Source organism: Rubripirellula obstinata, from assembly GCF_001642955.1.
GTDB lineage: Bacteria > Planctomycetota > Planctomycetia > Pirellulales > Pirellulaceae > Rubripirellula > Rubripirellula obstinata.
The window spans coordinates 1-18,048 of the sequence record NZ_LWSK01000111.1 but is presented as its reverse complement, the minus strand read 5'-3'; the positions used below and the strand labels follow the sequence as shown (position 1 = coordinate 18,048).

General features: G+C 53.8%; 13 protein-coding genes. 9 read left to right on the top strand and 4 right to left on the bottom strand.

Going from position 1 to position 18,048, the window contains the following annotated elements; genetic code table 11:
* Positions 1 to 234 precede the first annotated feature (234 nt).
* The 6 genes from RC85_RS20350 (at position 235) to asnB (ending at position 11,000) form a co-directional block, all read left to right on the top strand.
* The gene (locus RC85_RS20350) at positions 235 to 3,327 is read left to right on the top strand and encodes a secretin N-terminal domain-containing protein (RefSeq protein WP_068266192.1); all 3,093 of its coding nucleotides are present in this window, start codon (positions 235 to 237) and stop codon (positions 3,325 to 3,327) included.
* Between the two features lie 47 nt (positions 3,328 to 3,374).
* Positions 3,375 to 6,179 (top strand): MMPL family transporter, encoded by a 2,805-nt coding sequence (locus tag RC85_RS20345; protein WP_068266191.1) that lies wholly within the window; start codon positions 3,375 to 3,377, stop codon positions 6,177 to 6,179.
* A gap of 44 nt (positions 6,180 to 6,223) precedes the next feature.
* Positions 6,224 to 6,562, top strand: a complete 339-nt coding sequence (locus tag RC85_RS20340) for a histidine triad nucleotide-binding protein (RefSeq protein WP_068266190.1) — start codon at positions 6,224 to 6,226, stop codon at positions 6,560 to 6,562.
* A 281-nt stretch (positions 6,563 to 6,843) separates the two neighbouring features.
* On the top strand, positions 6,844 to 7,143 hold the full coding sequence (locus RC85_RS20335; protein WP_068266188.1) for a carbon storage regulator: 300 nt from the start codon (positions 6,844 to 6,846) through the stop codon (positions 7,141 to 7,143).
* A gap of 560 nt (positions 7,144 to 7,703) precedes the next feature.
* Entirely contained in the window at positions 7,704 to 8,600 is an 897-nt protein-coding gene (locus tag RC85_RS20330; RefSeq protein ID WP_068266187.1) for an ATP-binding response regulator, read from the top strand.
* A 474-nt stretch (positions 8,601 to 9,074) separates the two neighbouring features.
* Positions 9,075 to 11,000 carry an asparagine synthase (glutamine-hydrolyzing) gene (asnB, locus tag RC85_RS20320; protein ID WP_068266183.1) on the top strand — a complete coding sequence of 642 codons (1,926 nt, stop codon included), beginning with the start codon at positions 9,075 to 9,077 and terminating at the stop codon, positions 10,998 to 11,000.
* Between the two features lie 261 nt (positions 11,001 to 11,261).
* Here asnB and RC85_RS20315 read toward each other — a convergent pair whose 3' ends face one another.
* The gene (locus tag RC85_RS20315; protein WP_068266181.1) at positions 11,262 to 12,389 is read right to left on the bottom strand and encodes an aminotransferase class I/II-fold pyridoxal phosphate-dependent enzyme; all 1,128 of its coding nucleotides are present in this window, start codon (positions 12,387 to 12,389) and stop codon (positions 11,262 to 11,264) included.
* Positions 12,390 to 12,397: 8 nt separating this feature from the next.
* Positions 12,398 to 13,867, bottom strand: coding sequence for a sulfatase (locus RC85_RS20310; protein WP_084422881.1), 1,470 nt, complete (start codon positions 13,865 to 13,867; stop codon positions 12,398 to 12,400).
* 83 nt (positions 13,868 to 13,950) lie between these two features.
* Here RC85_RS20310 and RC85_RS20305 point away from each other — a divergent pair, with 83 nt between their 5' ends.
* The 3 genes from RC85_RS20305 (at position 13,951) to RC85_RS20295 (ending at position 16,627) form a co-directional block, all read left to right on the top strand.
* Positions 13,951 to 14,166, top strand: a complete 216-nt coding sequence (locus RC85_RS20305) for an RNA-binding S4 domain-containing protein (RefSeq protein WP_068266179.1) — start codon at positions 13,951 to 13,953, stop codon at positions 14,164 to 14,166.
* Positions 14,167 to 14,301: 135 nt separating this feature from the next.
* Complete coding sequence (locus tag RC85_RS20300) at positions 14,302 to 14,910, top strand: hypothetical protein (RefSeq protein WP_068266177.1); 609 nt, start codon at positions 14,302 to 14,304, stop codon at positions 14,908 to 14,910.
* A 268-nt stretch (positions 14,911 to 15,178) separates the two neighbouring features.
* Positions 15,179 to 16,627, top strand: coding sequence for a tetratricopeptide repeat protein (locus tag RC85_RS20295; RefSeq protein WP_238383190.1), 1,449 nt, complete (start codon positions 15,179 to 15,181; stop codon positions 16,625 to 16,627).
* 210 nt (positions 16,628 to 16,837) lie between these two features.
* Here the strand turns inward: RC85_RS20295 and rnc are convergent, their stop codons facing one another.
* Together rnc and RC85_RS20285 are read right to left on the bottom strand one after the other, a co-directional pair.
* Positions 16,838 to 17,596: a ribonuclease III gene (gene rnc, locus RC85_RS20290; protein WP_235033504.1), complete on the bottom strand. Its 759-nt coding sequence runs from the start codon at positions 17,594 to 17,596 to the stop codon at positions 16,838 to 16,840.
* A gap of 186 nt (positions 17,597 to 17,782) precedes the next feature.
* The coding region (locus tag RC85_RS20285) for a hypothetical protein (protein ID WP_238383188.1) at positions 17,783 to 18,048 on the bottom strand (266 nt) is incomplete at its 5' end.

Here is an 18,048-nt window from a genome sequence, read left to right as displayed (position 1 = left end):
GCTGGTCCCGCCAGGGTTCAGTTCACTACTAGCTGTACCCGACTGAACCCTGGCGGGCCCAGCTACGAAAGACTTCGCCAAATACGGAACTTGTTTCAGGACAGTTCCTTACCAGTTTGAAAAACTGATTTGCCTGGCGAAAGTCGTCGAACCGCGGCAAAAATGCCGGATCGGTTTGTATCCGCAGCCAAGACCATTCATACTAAGACAGACTTTTTGTCTTTCCCTTCAAGTATGTTCGATGTTGCTGTGCTGATTCGATCCCGCGTCTCTAAAAATATCCTCGCGTCGATTCTGCTTTCGACGCTGTTCCTATACGCAGTTGACGTGCACGCTGATGAGTTTTCGTTCATCGATGCCAGCGGCAAAAAAAGCACAATTCAATTGCCGCCCGGTGCTAAGCCACCTCCGTTGCCGCCCGGCGCAAAACCGGTCGATGGCGACAGCAGTGGCGACAAAAAGAGCAAAGACAAGAAACAAGACGATGCTGGCTCGGAACCGGCCGAGCCCAAGGTGATCCGGCGCGAAAGCACTCAGGACGAATCCTCGGATCCAGATGAGTTGAATGTCAGCGTTGCCAGCGATGGAAAAATCGCGTTTGAATTTCGTAACCAACCTTGGGTTGATCTGATTCATTGGCTTGCCGACATCTCGGATCAACCGCTCGATTGGTTGGAATTGCCCGGTGACCGCGTCAACCTGCGTTCGCCTGGTCGATACACCGTGGCGGAGACCCGTGATCTGTTCAACCGTTACTTGCTCGCTCGTGGGTACACGCTTCTGGAAATCGACGGAGGGCTGACCGTTGCAAAAACAGCAACCATCAACCCCGCGATCGTACCACGTGTTGCACCAGAGGACTTGGGCTCACTTCCTTCGCACAGTTTTGTTCGCACGTCGTTGGATGTTGGCTGGTTGTCGGCCGACAAACTATCCAAAGAGCTCGCGCCCATGATCAGCAGCAATGGAAAACTGACCGCGTTGACCACGACCAATCGTATCGAGGCGATGGATGCCGCGATCAATCTGCGTCAAGTCGCTCGCCTGCTCGATCAAGAACGCAGTAATAGTTCGCGTGAGGCTCTTGCACCCGAATTCGTCCTGCGACATTTGTCAGCCAGCATCGCTAAACAAATGCTGGAAGAATTTCTTGGTGTCGAAAAGAAAAAGAAAGCAACGCCGCTGACGCCCCAGCAAATGCAACAAATGCAGATGCGCCAACAGCAAAACAATGGACAGCCACCACCGCAACCTAAAAAGGAAGAGATCGCGATCGTTGCCAATGTCCGACAAAATTCAATCCTGATCCGCGCGCCGGCTGACCGCGTTGCGATCGCGACTGAGTTCTTAAAACGCATCGACGTTCCCGGCGACAGCCTGAAAAACTTGATGGACGTTCAATCGCGAGTGCAGGTGTTTCGGCTCGCTTCGCTGGACGCGGAAAAGTTGATCGAGATCGTTTCAGAAATGAACGTCTTGGAACCTGGAACGCGAATCCGCGTCGATAAGGATAATAAGGCGATCATCGTTTCGGGCTCCATCGCGGATCGGTACATCATCAATTCGCTGATCGAACGGCTCGACGGTAGCGGACGCAAGTTCGAGGTCCTGCCGCTGCGACGACTCGATCCAAACGAGGTCGCTGAATCGATTGCATTTTTGATGGGGCAAAAGGACGACAAAGATAAGAAAAAGAACAATCGTCGGTCGTACTACTACAGTTATTACAACAACGATGACGAAGAAGAGTCCAAGGACCAAGACGAGTTTCGTGTGGCTGCGAATTCTAGGCTCGGTCAAGTCTTGCTGTGGGCCAATGAACAGGAGATGGAACAAGTAAGATCGCTGTTGGTCAAGCTTGGTGAACTTCCTCCACCGGGCGGCAATCGACAAACGGTCCGTATCCTCAATGCTGACGCGACTCCGGAAACTTTGGAGTACTTGAAGCGATTGAAGTCTCAGTGGAGCCGGTTCTCGCCCAACCCAATCGAACTTCCAGACGCTGACCAGTTCGCGGATCCCAACGCGGCTGACGAAACAGAATCAGATGATCCGGAAACCGGTGATTCAAAACCTGACCAGCAACAAGGCGACGAAGTTGGTCCCGCCGCCGAGCCGATCGATGTTGATGCTGAGGAAGATAGCCCGATCGCAATGCGTCCATTGCCTTTGGATAATGAGATCCCGCGCAGATTCATGACGCTGGCAAAGACTGATCGTGAAGATCAAGAATCATCATCTAATGCCAAAGACATTAAAACCTTGCAGGATTTTGATCGTAAGTTTCGCACTGGTGCGAAAGACGAGGCTGCGGAACGTTCAAGTCAAACCACTGGCGCGCCCCAACCCATACGGGTCGAAGTTGACGCCCAAGGGAACTTGATTCTGACCAGCCCCGACACCGCGGCGCTCGATCGTCTGGAAAGCTTGATGCTTCAGATGAAACCGCCGCAACGTCCCTATCGTGTCTTCCACATCAAGCACGCGTCGGCGCTTTGGATGAAATTGAACCTGGAAGATTACTTCGGCGACGTGGACGAAGAATCCGATTCCAAAGCGGATCGATTTTACGGATGGTACTTTGGATCAGATGATGATGACGATGAAGCCACACCGACGGGTTTAGGCAAAGGAAACAAACTGAAGTTCGTGGACGAATCCGATACCAACACGCTGGTGATCACCGGCGCGAATGCGGAACAACTTAAAACGATTGAAGAGTTGATTTCACTCTGGGATGTTCCCGAACCGATCAACAAACGAAAGACTCGTTTCACGAAACTTCTGAACATCAATTACGGCAAGGCAGACAAGATCGCGGAAACCGTCAAGGAAGCCTATCGCGACCTTCTGTCCAGCAACGACAAGGCATTCACCGGCAACCAAGGTGGTGGCGGTGGTGGTCAGAATAAGTCCAAAGATGTCAACAAAAGTCGCGGCGGCAACGGCAGTGGGCTGGAGGACACGCAAAGTGGCCGTGACGCCGGTGGTGCCGACTTTTCGTTTAAAGGAAAACTGTCGATCGGAATCGATGCAGTCGGCAACACTTTGTTGGTCAGCGCCGAGGGCGAACCGCTGCTGAACCTGGTTGCTGAAATGATCAACCAACTTGACGAAGCTGCTCGGCCGCAGGGTGAAGTTCAGATTGTCAAACTTTCAGGCGGCATGAATGGCGAGACGCTGCAAAAGGCACTGGAAGCAATCAGCGGAACGACGTCTGCCAGTGATAGAGCGTCTGCTGGTGCAAACAATGGCAACAATCGAAATCGACCGCAAGGCCGCGATCAACGCAGGCCTCGTGGACGGCAAGGTGGCGATCGGAATTGAAATCGATATGATTTGATCTCGTTCCGTACCTTCATACTGGCCCACGAATGCCGCTAAAGTTTCAGCATCGATCTCTTCCCAATCGTTGGGTCCAATGGGTCATCAAGCACCCGATCCTGGTGGTGCTGGCTTGGGTCTTGCTGGCGGTCACGCTTCGTGTCGCCGCACCGAATTGGAAGAGCGTCGCGCTTGATGGTGATTTTGAGTACCTGCCTGCCGAAATGACCAGCGTCGCGGGCGGACGGTTGTTGGATGAAGCCTTTCCCGGCGAACGTAGCCGCAGCCAGATCGTATTGGTGTTGGCGCGAAACAAGGACAAGGAATCTGCAAGCGAGTTTTCCAAGACGGACCGAACCGTTGGCTATGACTTGCTGCGACGCTTGTATCACAACCTCGGTGTCGTGAGTTGGCGTCGGGCGATCGAGTCGGGATACCAGGGTGGCCCGATCGTTGCGGATTCGTCGCCGGAGCCTTGGTTGAATCTTGCCAAGGATGCGTTTGACGCATCGATCAGCGCCGACGAAAAGTTCTATGAACAAATCGCCGATCAGGTGCCCGATGACGAGCCGACGTTGACCAAGCCGCGGATGGCGATCGCTTATTGGGACCGAGGAAAACTGCTCGAATCGATTGGCGGGTTTCCTGAAATTGTTTCAAAAGATTTTGAGGCCGCGCTGGTCCTGAAACCAGATTTGCCAAGCGTCAGTGTTCCGATCGACGAGCGAGCGATTGATCCCTGGCGATCGATGTTGGATGTGCTGTCCTGGAATGATCCAGTGATCGGATCTCAGTTGCGTAGCGATGGGGCACGCCTAGCCGTGATGCAACTGTCCAGCGAATTGGCAGCGACCGGTAACATCGCGACCGTCGAAGCCGTCAAAGCATTGGTCGCCGATGTGATGGATTACAGCAGCCGATATACCGAGCCAGGAATCCATTTAGAAATCACAGGTTCGGCGGCCACCGGCGGCGAAACTTTAGCAGCCGCTCGAGACGCGATTCGCTACACCGAACTGATTACGGTGGTCATGATTTTGGTGATTTTGGCCTGGGTGTACCGAGCTCCGTTGCTGATCGTGATTCCGATGGTTTCGATTGGCGTCGCGGTGCTAGTTTCAACGTCGCTGGTCGCGCTGCTGAGCGATTGGTCGATGCGCGAGGTTGTGCCGTGGTTGGACATGCGTTTGTTTACGACCAGCCGCATTTTCATCGTGGTGATTCTGTTTGGGGCGGGGACCGACTATTGCTTGTTTTTGATTTCGCGAGTTCGTGAAGAAGCAGCCACTGCCGATTGGTTACAAGCCTGTGCAACTTCGCTCTCCAGCGTGTTGGGAGCGCTAGTGGGCAGCGCGATGACGACCGTTGTCGGTTTGGGCATGTTATGGGTCGCGGAATTCGGAAAGTTTCATTACACCGGTCCTGTGATCGCGATCTGTTTGCTGGTGGGGCTATTGGTTTGCACGACGCTGACACCCGCATTGTTGGCCCTGATCGGTCCCGCTTCGTTTTGGCCCGCACAAATCAAACCTTCCCATGCACCGCCTGTATCACTGATGGGCGATCGAAACAGTGATTCAGATTCTGGTGGCATCTGGGCGGTGATTGCGTTGACGCTGACGCGGCGGCCGTTCCTAACTCTATTCAGCGGCTTGTTTTTGCTATGCATTCCCGCGGCTTATGGCTTGAAAAATGAAAAGTCGGTTACCTACGATCTGAGCAGTCAACTGAGCAGTAATGCGGGCAGCCGAGTGGGATTGCGATTGTTGTCCGAGCATTTTGACATCGGCAAAATCAATCCAGTGACGCTTTTGATCGTGCAACCAGATGACGTTGATCGCAAGACATTGGAAACCCAGTCGAAGGAACTTGCAAAACAGATCTATGAACTGGAGGGAGTTCTAACGGTTCGTACGGCAGACGATCCTTTGGGTGATTTTTCGCCCAGTCAAGAAATGGGTCTGCTTTCCAGTGCAGCTTGGAAACGGCGTGCGCTGCGAAATCATCGAGTCTCTAAACGATACTTTTTTTCGTCAGTTCAGCCTTACGAAAATCGCTTGGCTCGGTTGGATGTCACGATGGACGGCGATCCTTTTTCAATCGAGACAGCCGCGACGGTGACAAAGCTGGAACAATTTTTGATCAAGAAGACAGAGAGCGAATCGTCTGACTTTTCGGGTGCAACGGTTCTGTTAGCTGGAACGACGCCGTCGATCATCGATTTGCGAAGCGTGACGTTGCGTGACAATCGACGGATCAAAATTGTCGTCGTGCTGGCGGTCTTCTTGGTTCTGTTGCTGGTCATCCGCCGTGTGTTGTTGTGCAGCTATTTAATCGTCACGGTGTTGATCAGTTATTACGCGACACTGGGGCTGACCATCCTGTTCTTTCGATTTGCCTACGGGGATGATTACGTCGGCCTGGACTGGAAGCTGCCGCTGTTCCTGTTTGTAATTTTGGTTGCGATCGGTCAAGACTACAACGTTTACTTGGTGACTCGCATTGTCGAAGAGGAACGTCGCTTGGGCTGGGTCGCCGCGCTCCGTCGTGCGGTGATGCGGACCGGCAGCATCATCACCGCGTGCGGGTTGGTGATGGCGGCGACGTTCTTTAGCATGACAGCATCGGCATGGTTGCCACCAATTGCGGAAGCATTTGGCTTCACCACATCCAGCAACGATGCAATGCTACGCGGCATCGTGGAACTTGGGTTTGCACTCGGTTTAGGAGTCCTGATCGACACGTTCTATGTCCGCACTATCCTGGTCCCCAGCTTTGTTGCCGCGATCGGTAAGTGGCGACAGTCCCGCGAAAAAAATCGCCTGCGAGAACAGGCAACGAACGCATCAAGCTAAGGTCTTTGACAAAACACACACTTCAACCCACCCAGGTCCACGCCATGCCATCGATCTTTACCAAAATTATCGACCGCGAAATCCCCGCCGATATCCTGCACGAAGATGACCTGTGTTTAGCGTTTCGTGACATCGCTCCGAAAGCACCAACGCATTTCTTGGTCATCCCGAAGAAAGAAATCGTCTCGTTGGCGGACCTAACGGACGGGGACGAATCGATCGTGGGTCGCTGCATCCTGGTCGCTTCGCAAGTCGCGGCAAAGGAAGGCCTGGACGGAGGATATCGGCTGGTTGCCAACTGTGGCGACGACGGCGGACAAGAAGTCCCGCATCTGCATTTTCATGTCATGGGCGGCCGAAAACTGACTTGGCCACCTGGGTAAGGAAGGTATTTCCCGATCAAAGTCACTTCGTAGGCCGTGTGTCGCAAAGCTCCACACGGCCTACGTTTACGGGATCGCTGTTTACGGGATCGCCGTTTACGGAATCGCCGAACAATAGTGGAGTTCAGTGAGAACCGTGCAAATTTGTGTCATTTTCGCGACTATGCACTCTTGTTCACCATTGGGTCGTGCGGTATATTCACAAACGTTCAGTTCGCAAAAGTCAGTTTTGCGACAAAACCGACTTGATGGAATATTCACACGGCCAAAAGGAGTAGCGAATGTTGGTTCTCTCACGTAAAGACGGCGAAACGATCGAAATCCCAGAACTTGGGATCGTGATTCAGGTGACGTCGATCAAAAAGTCAAAAGTCACCATTGGCATCGAAGCTCCCAAGGAATTGGCGATCTTACGAGGCGAAATGGTCGGCCGAACTTCGGAGCCGAAGAACCAAATCCAGGCGAATCCAAGTCCAGGTTCTTTCGCGGTCCCGGCATCACCCATGGCCGCCGTCAAAGAACCGGCAAGTGATTACAGCAGTTCCGCAGCAAATGAACCCACGTTCTTTCAGGTCGCTTAAAGCATTCACTGAGTTTAACGTCTAAGCTCGTCAGGCCTCTTGTAGGCCGTAGCGAGTGAAGCGAGTTACGGCGTTTAGGGACAGTTCCTTAACGCTGTCAGGCAATTTGTAGCGGAAGTCGCCAAGACTTTCGGTGATCCGGCAATGGAGGCCGAAACTCTTGGCGAGTTCCGCTACGGCAAACCGCCAAGAACAATTTGTAGCGGAAGTCGCCAAGACTTTCGGTGATCCGGCAATGGAGGCCGAAACTCTTGGCGAGTTCCGCTACGGCAAACCGCCAAGAGCGCTTGAAAAATGTTTAAGAGCATTGCAAGGCAGAGCCGCCGTAACTCGCTTTACTCGCTACGGCCTACGCATAGCAACTGTCCCGAAATAACTTCCCAGCTACGAAAAATTTCGCCAAATACGGAACTTGTTTCAGGACAGTTCCTTGGGCCCTCAATTAATCGTGTGCTGAACTCTTAAACGGTAGACCAGCTAGTCGGTTATGATGTATCAGTCGCTTCGCTGATTGCTTCATTTCACTGATTCATTTCCCTGGTTCATATCCCTGGGTCGTTATGGCATCGATTCTGTTGGCCGATGATAGCCAAACGCACACACTGCTGATGCGTCGCATCTTAGAAGAGGGTGCGCACACGGTGACTTGTGTTTGCGATGGCCAACAAGCACTCGACTCGTTGCAAACTTCGGTACCCGATTTGGTCGTGACTGATCTGCAAATGCCGATCGTTAACGGCATGGAATTGGTCACGGCAATCGCTGATCAGTATCCGTCACTGCCTTCGATCGTAGTCACCGCAAGAGGAAGCGAATCCTTGGCCGTTGATGCGTTGGCGAAAGGTGCCGCTAACTTTGTTCCCAAAAGTGAGCTAAGCAAGTTACTGTTGCGCGCCGTTCGCCAAACGATTCAATTTTCCAAAGTCGTTAGCGCCGTGCATCCATCCGGTGTTGAATCCGCTCGCCATGAGTGGACGGTAACCCTTCGATCAGATCCCGAAGACATTGAACCCATCGCCTGGATGGTCATCCAAACACTGGCCTGGTCGGGGCATCTTAGTGCGACTGATCAAGTGCGAATGGGAACCGCCATCGCCAGCGGGTTGTTCAACGCGATGTGTTTTGGAAACCTTCAAATTCCTGACGAAGAAACGATCGTTTCCCGAATCCTGTCTGATGATCCCAGTGGAATCCAGGATCTACGGACCCGAGCCAAAATGGAGCCGTATCGCGACCTTTCGACAACGCTAAAAGTATCCATCGGAATCGACGACACTCGAATCCTGATTCGACATAGCGGACGCGGACGGGCAACACGCATGACACCTGCACCGGGAACCCCGGAATCGTTCGAGCGAGAACAATGCCGCGGGCTGATGCTGATTTCCAGCTTCATGGACGATGTCATCTTGCGAAGCGACGCTAGCGAGGTCGTGATGGTGAAAAAGCATTCGTAGTTGTAGGCCGGAACAAGTGCAGCGCAGTTCAGGTGATTCGACGTAAAAGGAACGGTCACGAAACAACTTCACGAGATTCGATTCGACGAAATCCCAACCCGAACGCGTCAGCGAGAGATATCCGCGTCACGCAAGATCCCTCGCTGACGCGTTCGGGTTGGGAAACGGGAAGTTATTTTCTTAAAATGCAATTGCCGGAACTGCGCTGCGCTTGTTCTGGCCTACGTGACGAACTTGCCGTAGTGGATCTTGGCAAAGATCTCGTTAGGATGCTTTTGTCGTTTGAAGTTTTCGACGGCTTGTTAAATCAGACCAAAGGGTGAATCGCTGGCCGAGAGGCCACGGGTACGTTGGGTTGCCGGTACATCGGACTGCCCGGTACATCGGACTGCCCGGTACATCGGATTGCCGGTACATCGGATCGCCCGGCCGCTTACGCGTCGCGGCTCACTAAACTTGAAGAGCCCTAATTGAATGTGCGGAATTGCAGGAACGGTCTGGCTTCAGCAGTCATCTGGAATCTCTCGCGAAACGCTCGGCAAGATGACCGATGCAATCTCGCATCGAGGCCCCGATGATTCGCAAATCTGGATGCAGACCGATCATCACGATGCCTACGGCAGAAATGTTGGCATCGGGCTCGGCTTTCGCCGGCTCAGCATTATCGATTTGCAGGGTGCTCGCCAGCCGATGGCCAATGAAGACGGCAACGTCCGAATGGTCTTCAACGGCGAAATCTACAACTACCAATCGCTGCGAAAGCGACTGCAAGGCGCGGGGCATCGTTTCGCCACCGACGGCGACGGTGAATCGATCCTGCATCTCTACGAAGACTTGGGCACCGATTGTTTTGCTCAGCTCAACGGAATGTTCGCGATCGCGATCTGGGACGCATCAAAGAACCGGCTGGTATTGGCTCGTGACCGCATCGGCCAAAAACCGCTTTACTATTCCTGCAACCAGAACGGCGTTCCCGGAGAGAATCGAATTGTCTTTGGCAGCGAATTAAAAACGCTGGCGGCCGTCGATGGTGTCTGTACCGAAGTCGATCCAGCGGCAATTGACGAATTCCTGACCTACCAATACATCCCGCACCCTGGAACGATCTGGAAAGGCGTTCGCAAACTCCCGCCCGGACACTTTGCCGTCTTCCAAGATGGCAAAGTCACCGTCACGCGTTACTGGGACTTTGATCCATCCGTCGAAACACCGATCAGCGCAGGCGATGCACGCGATCGTCTACGCGAACTGCTGAACGATTCAGTCAAGCTGCGGATGCAAAGCGATGTTCCGCTCGGATCGTTCCTGTCAGGCGGAATTGATTCGTCCTTGATCACAGCGATTGCGCAATCTCATTCAAGCGAGCCGGTGCGCACCTTTAGCATTGGCTTTCCCGTCGCCGACTTTGACGAAACCAAGTACGCCGCCGAAGTCGCCGCGCATTTGGGGACACGTCACCAGCGATTCGAAGTCTCACCAAGCGGTGTCGATGTGATCGACAAACTCGTTTGGCATTACGACGAACCGTTCGGTGATTCGTCCGCGGTACCGACTTGGTACCTTTCCGAACTGACCCGTGGCGAAGTCACGGTCGCACTTTCGGGTGACGGAGGTGACGAACTGTTCGCTGGTTATGAACGATACCAAGCGCTTTGGCTAAGCCGTCACTTGCAAAGAATTTTTCCCTTCCATCGATTGCCGGGAATCGGTTTGGTCCAGCATCTACCGGATTCCAACAAACAACGTTCGCTAATCCGTCGCGGGAAACGTTTCCTGGAAGCATTCGGGCAACCCACCGCGCGTCGATACCTAAACTGGTTACAGATATTTCCCGAATCGATGCGCGGTTCGTTGTACACCGACGACTTTGCCAAGTCGTTACCGGATGCCGACCCGTTCGATTTCCTGGACTCGGTATGGCAACGAAGTGATGGTCGTGATGTTGTCAGCCAAGCCAGCATGTCCGACGTGTTGTCGTACTTGCCCTGTGATCTTTGCACCAAAGTCGACATTGCCTCGATGGCCCACGGATTGGAAGTCCGCCAACCACTGCTCGACCACCGGATCGTCGAGTTTGCGGGATCGCTTCCCATTCGCCACAAATTTCGCGGACGCCGGGGCAAGCTGATCTTGCAAGACACTTTTGGGTCGATGATTCCAGCGTCAATCTTCACGCGAAAAAAGATGGGATTCGGAATCCCGATCGGCGGATGGTTCCGCGACGAACTCAAACCGATGGTCCACGAAACCTTGTTAGCCAATGACGCCAAGATCGTCCCCTTCTTCAACCGCGACGTGGTTTCCGAACTGGTCCGATCTCACGAAGCAAGCGAGCACAATCATGGTTACCGATTATGGAATCTGCTGATCTTGGAAAAGTGGTTACGCCGTTGGACATGAGTCATCCATTGACTGACCTTCAATCACGGCGAACCTCCACCTTGCACCCAGTTCTCTTGCTTTGTGTTCTCTGTGCCCTTTGTGGCTAGAAACGATTGGCTAGCCACAAAGGGCACAGAAGACACAAAGTTTTGTACTCGCCACGAACAATGTGTTATGCAGTTGCATTTAGAAAATGCTTCGCGAAGGTCAGGCTTTGTGTTGGAAGTTTTGTTGGGGGGCGATTTTGGGTTTTCGCCCAAGTTGGCTCTCGATTTTTGTTTAGCTTTGACGCAGTGCCGTTACGAGTTGATCGACCATTTCGTCGGTGTGGTCGGCTGAGAGTGAAATTCTTAGTCGCGAGCTTTTGTCGGGGACGGTGGGGGGACGGATTGCGGGGACGTAGAAACCTTGTTCCCAGAGCTGTTGAGACCTTTGCACCGTTTCTTGTTCGCCGCCGATGATGATGGGAATGATCGGGATCTCGTTTTCGATTCCTTCGCGTGCGATTCCTAGTTGGTCGCGGAGTCGTGCCGACAATTCGCGTACTCGTATTCTTCGTTCAGGCTCGGACTTGATCTTTGCGATCGAATCGATGGCCGAGGTGACGACCGTTGGGGCCAGCGAGGTGCTGTAGATCAGCGATCGGCAGCGATTGATCAGATAGTCGATCACGACTTGCGGGCCGGCGACGAAACCACCTTGGCATCCGATCGCCTTGCTAAGCGTTCCGATTCGAACGGGAACACGATGCTTCACGCCAAGTTCTTCGCATCCGCCGCTGCCGGTTGCACCTAGAACGCCTGTGCCATGTGCCTCATCGACCAAGACCGTCGCCCCAAATTGATCCGCCAATTCGCAAAGCTGAACCAACGGTGCGACATTTCCATCCATGCTGAACACGCTGTCAGTCACGATCCAGATGGTTTCATACTTAATTTGATGCAAAGACAATAGTTCGGCGACGGAAGCGCAGTTGCGGTGTGGATAAACCATGCACTGGGCCGTTGACATTCGGCAGCCATCGATCAGCGATGCATGGTTGAGTTGATCGCTGAGGATCAGATCGCCTTTGCGAGCCAGCGTTGCCACCGCGCCGCTGCACGCAGCGTATCCGCTTGGGAACACGACGGCGGACTCGGTCGATTCCAATCGAGCGATGGCGTTGGCGAGCGATTGATGATCGTCAGTCCAACCGCAAACCAGTGCGCTCGCGCCGCTGCCACGAACGCCGTCCGGGGCGGTGTTGCTGCTGGAAAGCCCCAGGTAATCGTTGCTGCCGAAATTAATCAGCGTTTGCCCATCGTGATCAAAAGTCACGCCAGTGATCGATCGTGGTTGCAGCTCGCGGCGACGGCCCATTTGATCGAGCCGAGTCAGTTCATCAGCGAAGTGTTTGAAATCATGCATGGACAGTTTTATTTCGGACTTCCAGCAAGCGAAGGAAGCCTTTCGTTAAGCTGTTGCTGAAGCTCGCTAACAATTTCTGGGTAATCCTTGGCAACGTTGTTGGTTTCGCCATCATCGACTCTATGGTCGTACAGTTCTTGGTGGCCACCTCGATGAATGATCAGTCGATGAGTGTCAGTCCGAATCGTTTGTGCCTTCTTGAAGTACGATATCGCGGGGTGTCCCGACACGCCCGGTGATGTCAGCATCGGGACAAGGGAAACACCTTCGACGAAACCCGGCGCGGGCAAATTGGCAAGTTCACACAAGGTTGGGAAAAGGTCAATCGACTCGACGATGCCATCGGTTTTCTTTTGTTGTCGCTGCATGTCGGGCGTGCGAATGATCAGTGGCGAATGCAGAGATTCCTCGAACAGGGCATGTTTGCCCCAGATCGCATGTTCGCCCAGGTGATAGCCGTGATCACCCCAGAGCACGACGATCGTGTTCTCCCAGGCTCCGCTTGCCTTGAGTGATTGAACCAGTTTGCCAACTTGTGCATCAGCGTAACTGACGCAGGCCGCGTAGTGACGTCGAACCTGGTCAGCAAACTTGGCATCCTCGTTTGGATTCTTTCCCCAAAGGTTGTAGTTCATGAATTCGCCTGAACGATGCCATGTTGTTTTTCCCGAGGGCTTTTGGGGATGAGGAATTGGTGGCAGCGTGATATCACGATACGCGCCCATGTACTTTGCCGGAGCGCCAAAAGGCAAATGAGGTCGCAGGATACCGACGGCTAAGAAAAACGGTTTCGACTTGTCATTGTTCAAAGCATCGAGTTGTCGAAGCGATTCGTCGATCGATGGACCATCGGGATAGATTGAATCGTCACCTTCGGCTGATTGAAAGACGTCGGTGTTGTTGGATCCTTTCGTGCGAATCTCGCCGTGTGCCAATCCATGCATCCAGCCACGCGGATGTTTCCACTGGCCGAACGGCAACAGGTGCTTGTCCCAAGCATTGGGCATTTCGGGTTTCGATGGATCGTTCCAATCGGGGCCACCCCGACCGCCTGGATGATGTGACACTTTGCCAACGGAAACCGTCGTGTACCCGTTCTGCTTGAACCATTCCGGCATGCTTGGCAATACATCTTGACCAGCCGAGATTCTTTCAGCTCGCTTAAGGAGAGTAAAGTTAGAACTGCCGCCGTATTTGCCGGTCAGCAATGCACTGCGCGAAGCGCCACAGGTGGGAGCCTGGACATAGTGCCGCGAAAAAAGGGTGCCCGACGATGCGAGTTCATCGATGTTGGGTGACTGGATGTAACTTGCGCCGTAGCAATTCAATTCAGGTCGTAGGTCGTCGACGCAAATGAGCAATACATTGGGCCGAGAATTTTGTTGATCCGCTGCATTTGCAAACGATGAAAATATCAGACAGATGCCCGCCCATTTGGCGATCGTGAAAGCGGCGTTGCGAGAGAAAAAGTGATGCATGGTGAGTTCTCTAATCAGGGAAGATTGCCTCGTGCTAAGCTAGATGATCAAACAACTCAATATCTTAACACGACCGAGCTAACATGGATTCCGACGTACCGATCATTCGATTGGCCGACTTTTTGAAAATCGCGGGACTCGTTGATACCGGGGGGGAAGCGAAGGTCCGGATTCAAGCTGGCGAGGTGTCCGTTAACGGCGAAGTGGAAACTCGACGACGCAAGCAATTGGCGATCGGGGACGTGATCGAAATGATGGGACAGCAGGTCGAAGTGGACTTTGACGAAAGTGCCGAATAAGCCACCAGCGATAGGTGGGCTCAGCAATGACGGTGCCTCGGCCGATTTACACCCAATGTGCAGAAGCGTGTCACGTTTCCGCGATCACGAGCAACTCGACTGATTTGATTACCTGGGCGGAAGGAACTGCCGGTTATGAAACTTACGAAACAATGGCTTTACCGATTTGTTACCGCTCGCACGCTTGCGGTCGGTGTTTTAGCACTGGCAGCGATCGGAGTTTCTGCTGGGAACGCGAGCGCTGACTGGCATAGTTTTTGGCACAAGTTTCACGTCGATACGGCGCGCAACAATGCTTGGCCTGATCCGTTTAACGAAGCCGACGCACGCGACACGGTGGCACCTTTTGAGGTGATGAAACGGAACGGTTGGAAACTTCACAACACGATTGGTCACGATCTGTTTCGCGAAGGTGATGGTGTGTTGATGGCATCGGGAACCAACCGAGTTCGCTGGATTGCAACTCAGGCACCCGAATCACGCCGAACGATTTTCGTCCTGAAGGGAAACACGCATCTTGAAACCGAGGCACGTTTAGCCTCCGTTCGTCAAACGCTATCCGGTATGAATCTGGACGGCGGTCAGCCAAGCGTAGCTGTGACAAGCGTTCAACCAGCGAAAGCGTCTGGTGTTTGGGCTGCGAAAATTAGTCGCGACGGAATCGCTGCAACGCCACGACCACAGTTGCCGCAAACGAGTTCCTCGGGAACACAATCAGCAGGAGTTGCCAGCGGCACGCCGTAACACTTCTTGCTGATCGCAGCCTGTAGGCCGTGTGTCGCCGAACTCCACACGGCCTACCTTCTCAACTGAAACTTTATTCCTCGGTTGTCTCTCACCTTTTTGATTGAGAGGCAGCCGTTTTTTTGTTCGAAATGATCGCGGTTGGTGATTGTGTTCAAGTCTCCCGATCAATCGTGACGATCCAGATAGCGGAAACAAAACATCTAACCGTGCCAATCGTACTTTTCGTTCACAGGCGGTGAGCGGAGTTCGTAGGAGAGAAACAATCGTGAAACTCACGAAAAATACACGACGTGCCTTGCTTGTCGCTTTAATTGCCAGCTCAACGACCGTTGCATCCACCGGATGTTCCAGCAGTGGTTTTTCGATGGCTTCGATGAACCCATTCTCCAAAGCGACACCATCGATCGGTGAAGCAGGCGGAAAGCCTGGGATCACTGATTCGATCGCGGCAGGTGCCTCCGGTGCCGGAAACACGATGCGGTCCGTTGGTACATCCGCGAAAGGCATGTTTGGAAAGACGACATCAGCCGTTGCTGGCGTCTTCCGACGCGATACACCCGAAGCCGGTGCAGTCGTCGATACCACCGACCCGCTACGGTTGGATAATAAACCCAAACAGGTTGATCCCGAAGTGTTTGTCGCCAACGGACAACTTTGGGAATCAACCGGTGACATGACCAAGGCGATGGAAAGCTACACACGCGCCTTGGAAACCGACGTCAAACACGCACCGGCACTGACCAGCTTGGCACGTTTGCACTTCCGCCAAGGAAATCTTCCACAGGCGGTTTCGTACTTTGAACGTGCTCTTGTTGAAAAACCTCAAGATGCAGGTCTGCACAACGACCTTGGGCTGACGCTAAGCAAACTAGGCAAGCAACCCGCTGCGGTTGCTTCGTTGGAAAAAGCCTTACAGCTTGCGCCGGGAACATCCCGCTACGCCAACAACTTGGCCAGCGTTAAGTTTGAAAGCGGCGATCCCAATTCAGCATTGATGGTGTTGATGCAGAACAACAAACCAGCAGTGGCACATTTCAATATGGCCTATCTGCACTTTAAGAAGGGGCAAATGCCGCAAGCTCAAAACCATTTGGGCCAAGCGATGACATTTGAACCTCAAGCGAGTACCGACCCAGCGACGGGACGTGCGATCGAACGGTCTCGGCAGATGTTGGCCCAGATTCAAGGGGCCGCACCAAGCTCGAATCCAAACTTCCCATCCAACGTTGGTGCGATCGCAAACGCGACTCCGCGACCAACCTTTGGCGGTGGCCCGGCGACTCCCACACCTGGTTACGCGGTACCGAATCAGCAAACCGGCCAAGCCGGGAAGACCGTTTCGGTGCCTGCGACAAAGGGCATCGCGAGTACGGCTTCGATGGCTCCGGCCATGGCCGCGATCACGCCACCTTCGCCAGCAGCACCGGCAAACATCACTCCAGCAGCAACAGTTGCTCAAACAGTTTCCGCGACGGCTGCGGGACCTGCCGCTGCGGCTGAGGCTGTCGTCAAAACCGCTTCCGCTGCAACCGGCAGCAAGTGGAATTCGTGGAACCAAGCGGTCAGTGCAACTAGCGACACACCCGCACCGACTCGTCCGAGCGAAAGCTCGACACCAGCCGCCGTTAAGCCGGCCGAAACGAAGATTGAATCGGCAACGCCGTCAAGTTCCTTTACCCTGCCAGAAGGCTTCAGCTTGCCTGCGGGCAACTGAGGAACGGTCCCGAAATAACTTCCCGGTTTTCCCGTAGCTGGGCCCGCCAGGGGTCAGACCATCAGCAGCTCTACCCGACTGAACCCTGGCGGGCCCAGCTACGAGAGAGTTCGCCAAATACGGAACTTGTTTCAGGACAGTTCGTAAGGACCGAGCAGCGGATTCGCTGCTTTTGCGGAGTGAAAGGCGACTATAAAAAGTCGCACGTTCCTAACATCCTTCTTCGGGAACGTCCGGGTACGGTAGAGGCACTTCGTGTAACTCGGCCAACGCGTTGCTGGCCGCGTGTTGCTCGGCGTCTTTCTTGTTGCTGCCCCAAGCGGCGGCAAAGACGCGATCACCGATGACCGCAGAAATTAAAAATGATTTGCGGTGGTCCGGGCCCGATTCGCGCACCAGTCGATACACCGGAGTATTGGCCAATTCCCGCTGAGCGTACTGTTGCAACGAAGACTTGTAGTTGCTGGCACCCTGGCCTTCGACCGCGCGGTAGACTTCATCAGCCAACCAATCATGAAGCCGGTCGCGAATCACATCGATGCCGCCGTCCAAATAGATTGCTGCGATCACCGACTCGAAGACATCGCTGACTAGCGATCGAGGAAAGCTGCGGTTGCGTGTCACACCCCGGCCCACAATCAAACACTCGTCGAGACCAAGTTCGCAGGCGACCTTTCCGCACGCGCGGCGACTGACGACGGCAGACTTGATCTTGGTCAAATCGCCTTCGCTGTAATCGGGATACTCCTCGTACAGCCATTGGCAAACGGTCAGTCCCAAGACGGCATCGCCCAGGAATTCCATCCGTTCGTTGCTGGCCAAACGATTGCTTGCACCCGATGCGTGGGTCAATGCAGATAGCAGCAGGGAAAGATCGCGAAATTTGTAGTCGATGATTTCCTGGCAACGAATCAGCTTGGATTCTTGATCGCTGCCCAGGACGCCGTCAGCAGCGTCTACCAAGTTGATGGTTGGACGGCGATCGTCGTCGGAAGCGAATGTTTTGCCGGCATCGGAATCGTGAGGATTCACTCGTTGATCGCGTGACCTTTTCGCCCGCGCCCTAAATGTGATGTGCCCTCGTCGATGCGAGAGCCGAACTGTCCATGACAAGTTTCGTCACATGCCGGTGAATGGGGATCGCTTAGAAACTACTCACTTCGCCCCACCCATCGGTGTGTGACCACTGAGGCGAATGGTAACAGGTTGGCCGCCAGACCGCCAGATTCGGTTATCGTAGCTGAGGTTCTGGTAGCTGATCCCGCCAGGGTTCAGTCCAGCGCCGGCTGAACCCAACGCCGTGAACAGTTTTGGTCCCGGAAAACACGGATTCATTCGTTTAGCCGCGTGGGCATCGCCCCGCGCGTTTCGCCCCGCATGGACGCGCGGGGCGATGCCCACGCGGTTAAACAGTTTAGAAA

Excerpts from the sequence above, each read along its gene's own strand:
- RC85_RS20330 (WP_068266187.1), top strand. The coding sequence starts at position 7,704 with ATGGCATCGATTCTGTTGGCCGATGATAGCCAAACGCACACACTGCTG.
- RC85_RS20350 (WP_068266192.1), top strand. The coding sequence starts at position 235 with ATGTTCGATGTTGCTGTGCTGATTCGATCCCGCGTCTCTAAAAATATC.
- RC85_RS20335 (WP_068266188.1), top strand. The coding sequence starts at position 6,844 with ATGTTGGTTCTCTCACGTAAAGACGGCGAAACGATCGAAATCCCAGAA.
- RC85_RS20305 (WP_068266179.1), top strand. The coding sequence starts at position 13,951 with ATGGATTCCGACGTACCGATCATTCGATTGGCCGACTTTTTGAAAATC.
- RC85_RS20315 (WP_068266181.1), bottom strand. The coding sequence starts at position 12,389 with ATGCATGATTTCAAACACTTCGCTGATGAACTGACTCGGCTCGATCAA.
- RC85_RS20345 (WP_068266191.1), top strand. The coding sequence starts at position 3,375 with ATGCCGCTAAAGTTTCAGCATCGATCTCTTCCCAATCGTTGGGTCCAA.
- RC85_RS20300 (WP_068266177.1), top strand. The coding sequence starts at position 14,302 with ATGAAACTTACGAAACAATGGCTTTACCGATTTGTTACCGCTCGCACG.
- RC85_RS20340 (WP_068266190.1), top strand. The coding sequence starts at position 6,224 with ATGCCATCGATCTTTACCAAAATTATCGACCGCGAAATCCCCGCCGAT.
- RC85_RS20310 (WP_084422881.1), bottom strand. The coding sequence starts at position 13,867 with ATGCATCACTTTTTCTCTCGCAACGCCGCTTTCACGATCGCCAAATGG.
- asnB (WP_068266183.1), top strand. The coding sequence starts at position 9,075 with ATGTGCGGAATTGCAGGAACGGTCTGGCTTCAGCAGTCATCTGGAATC.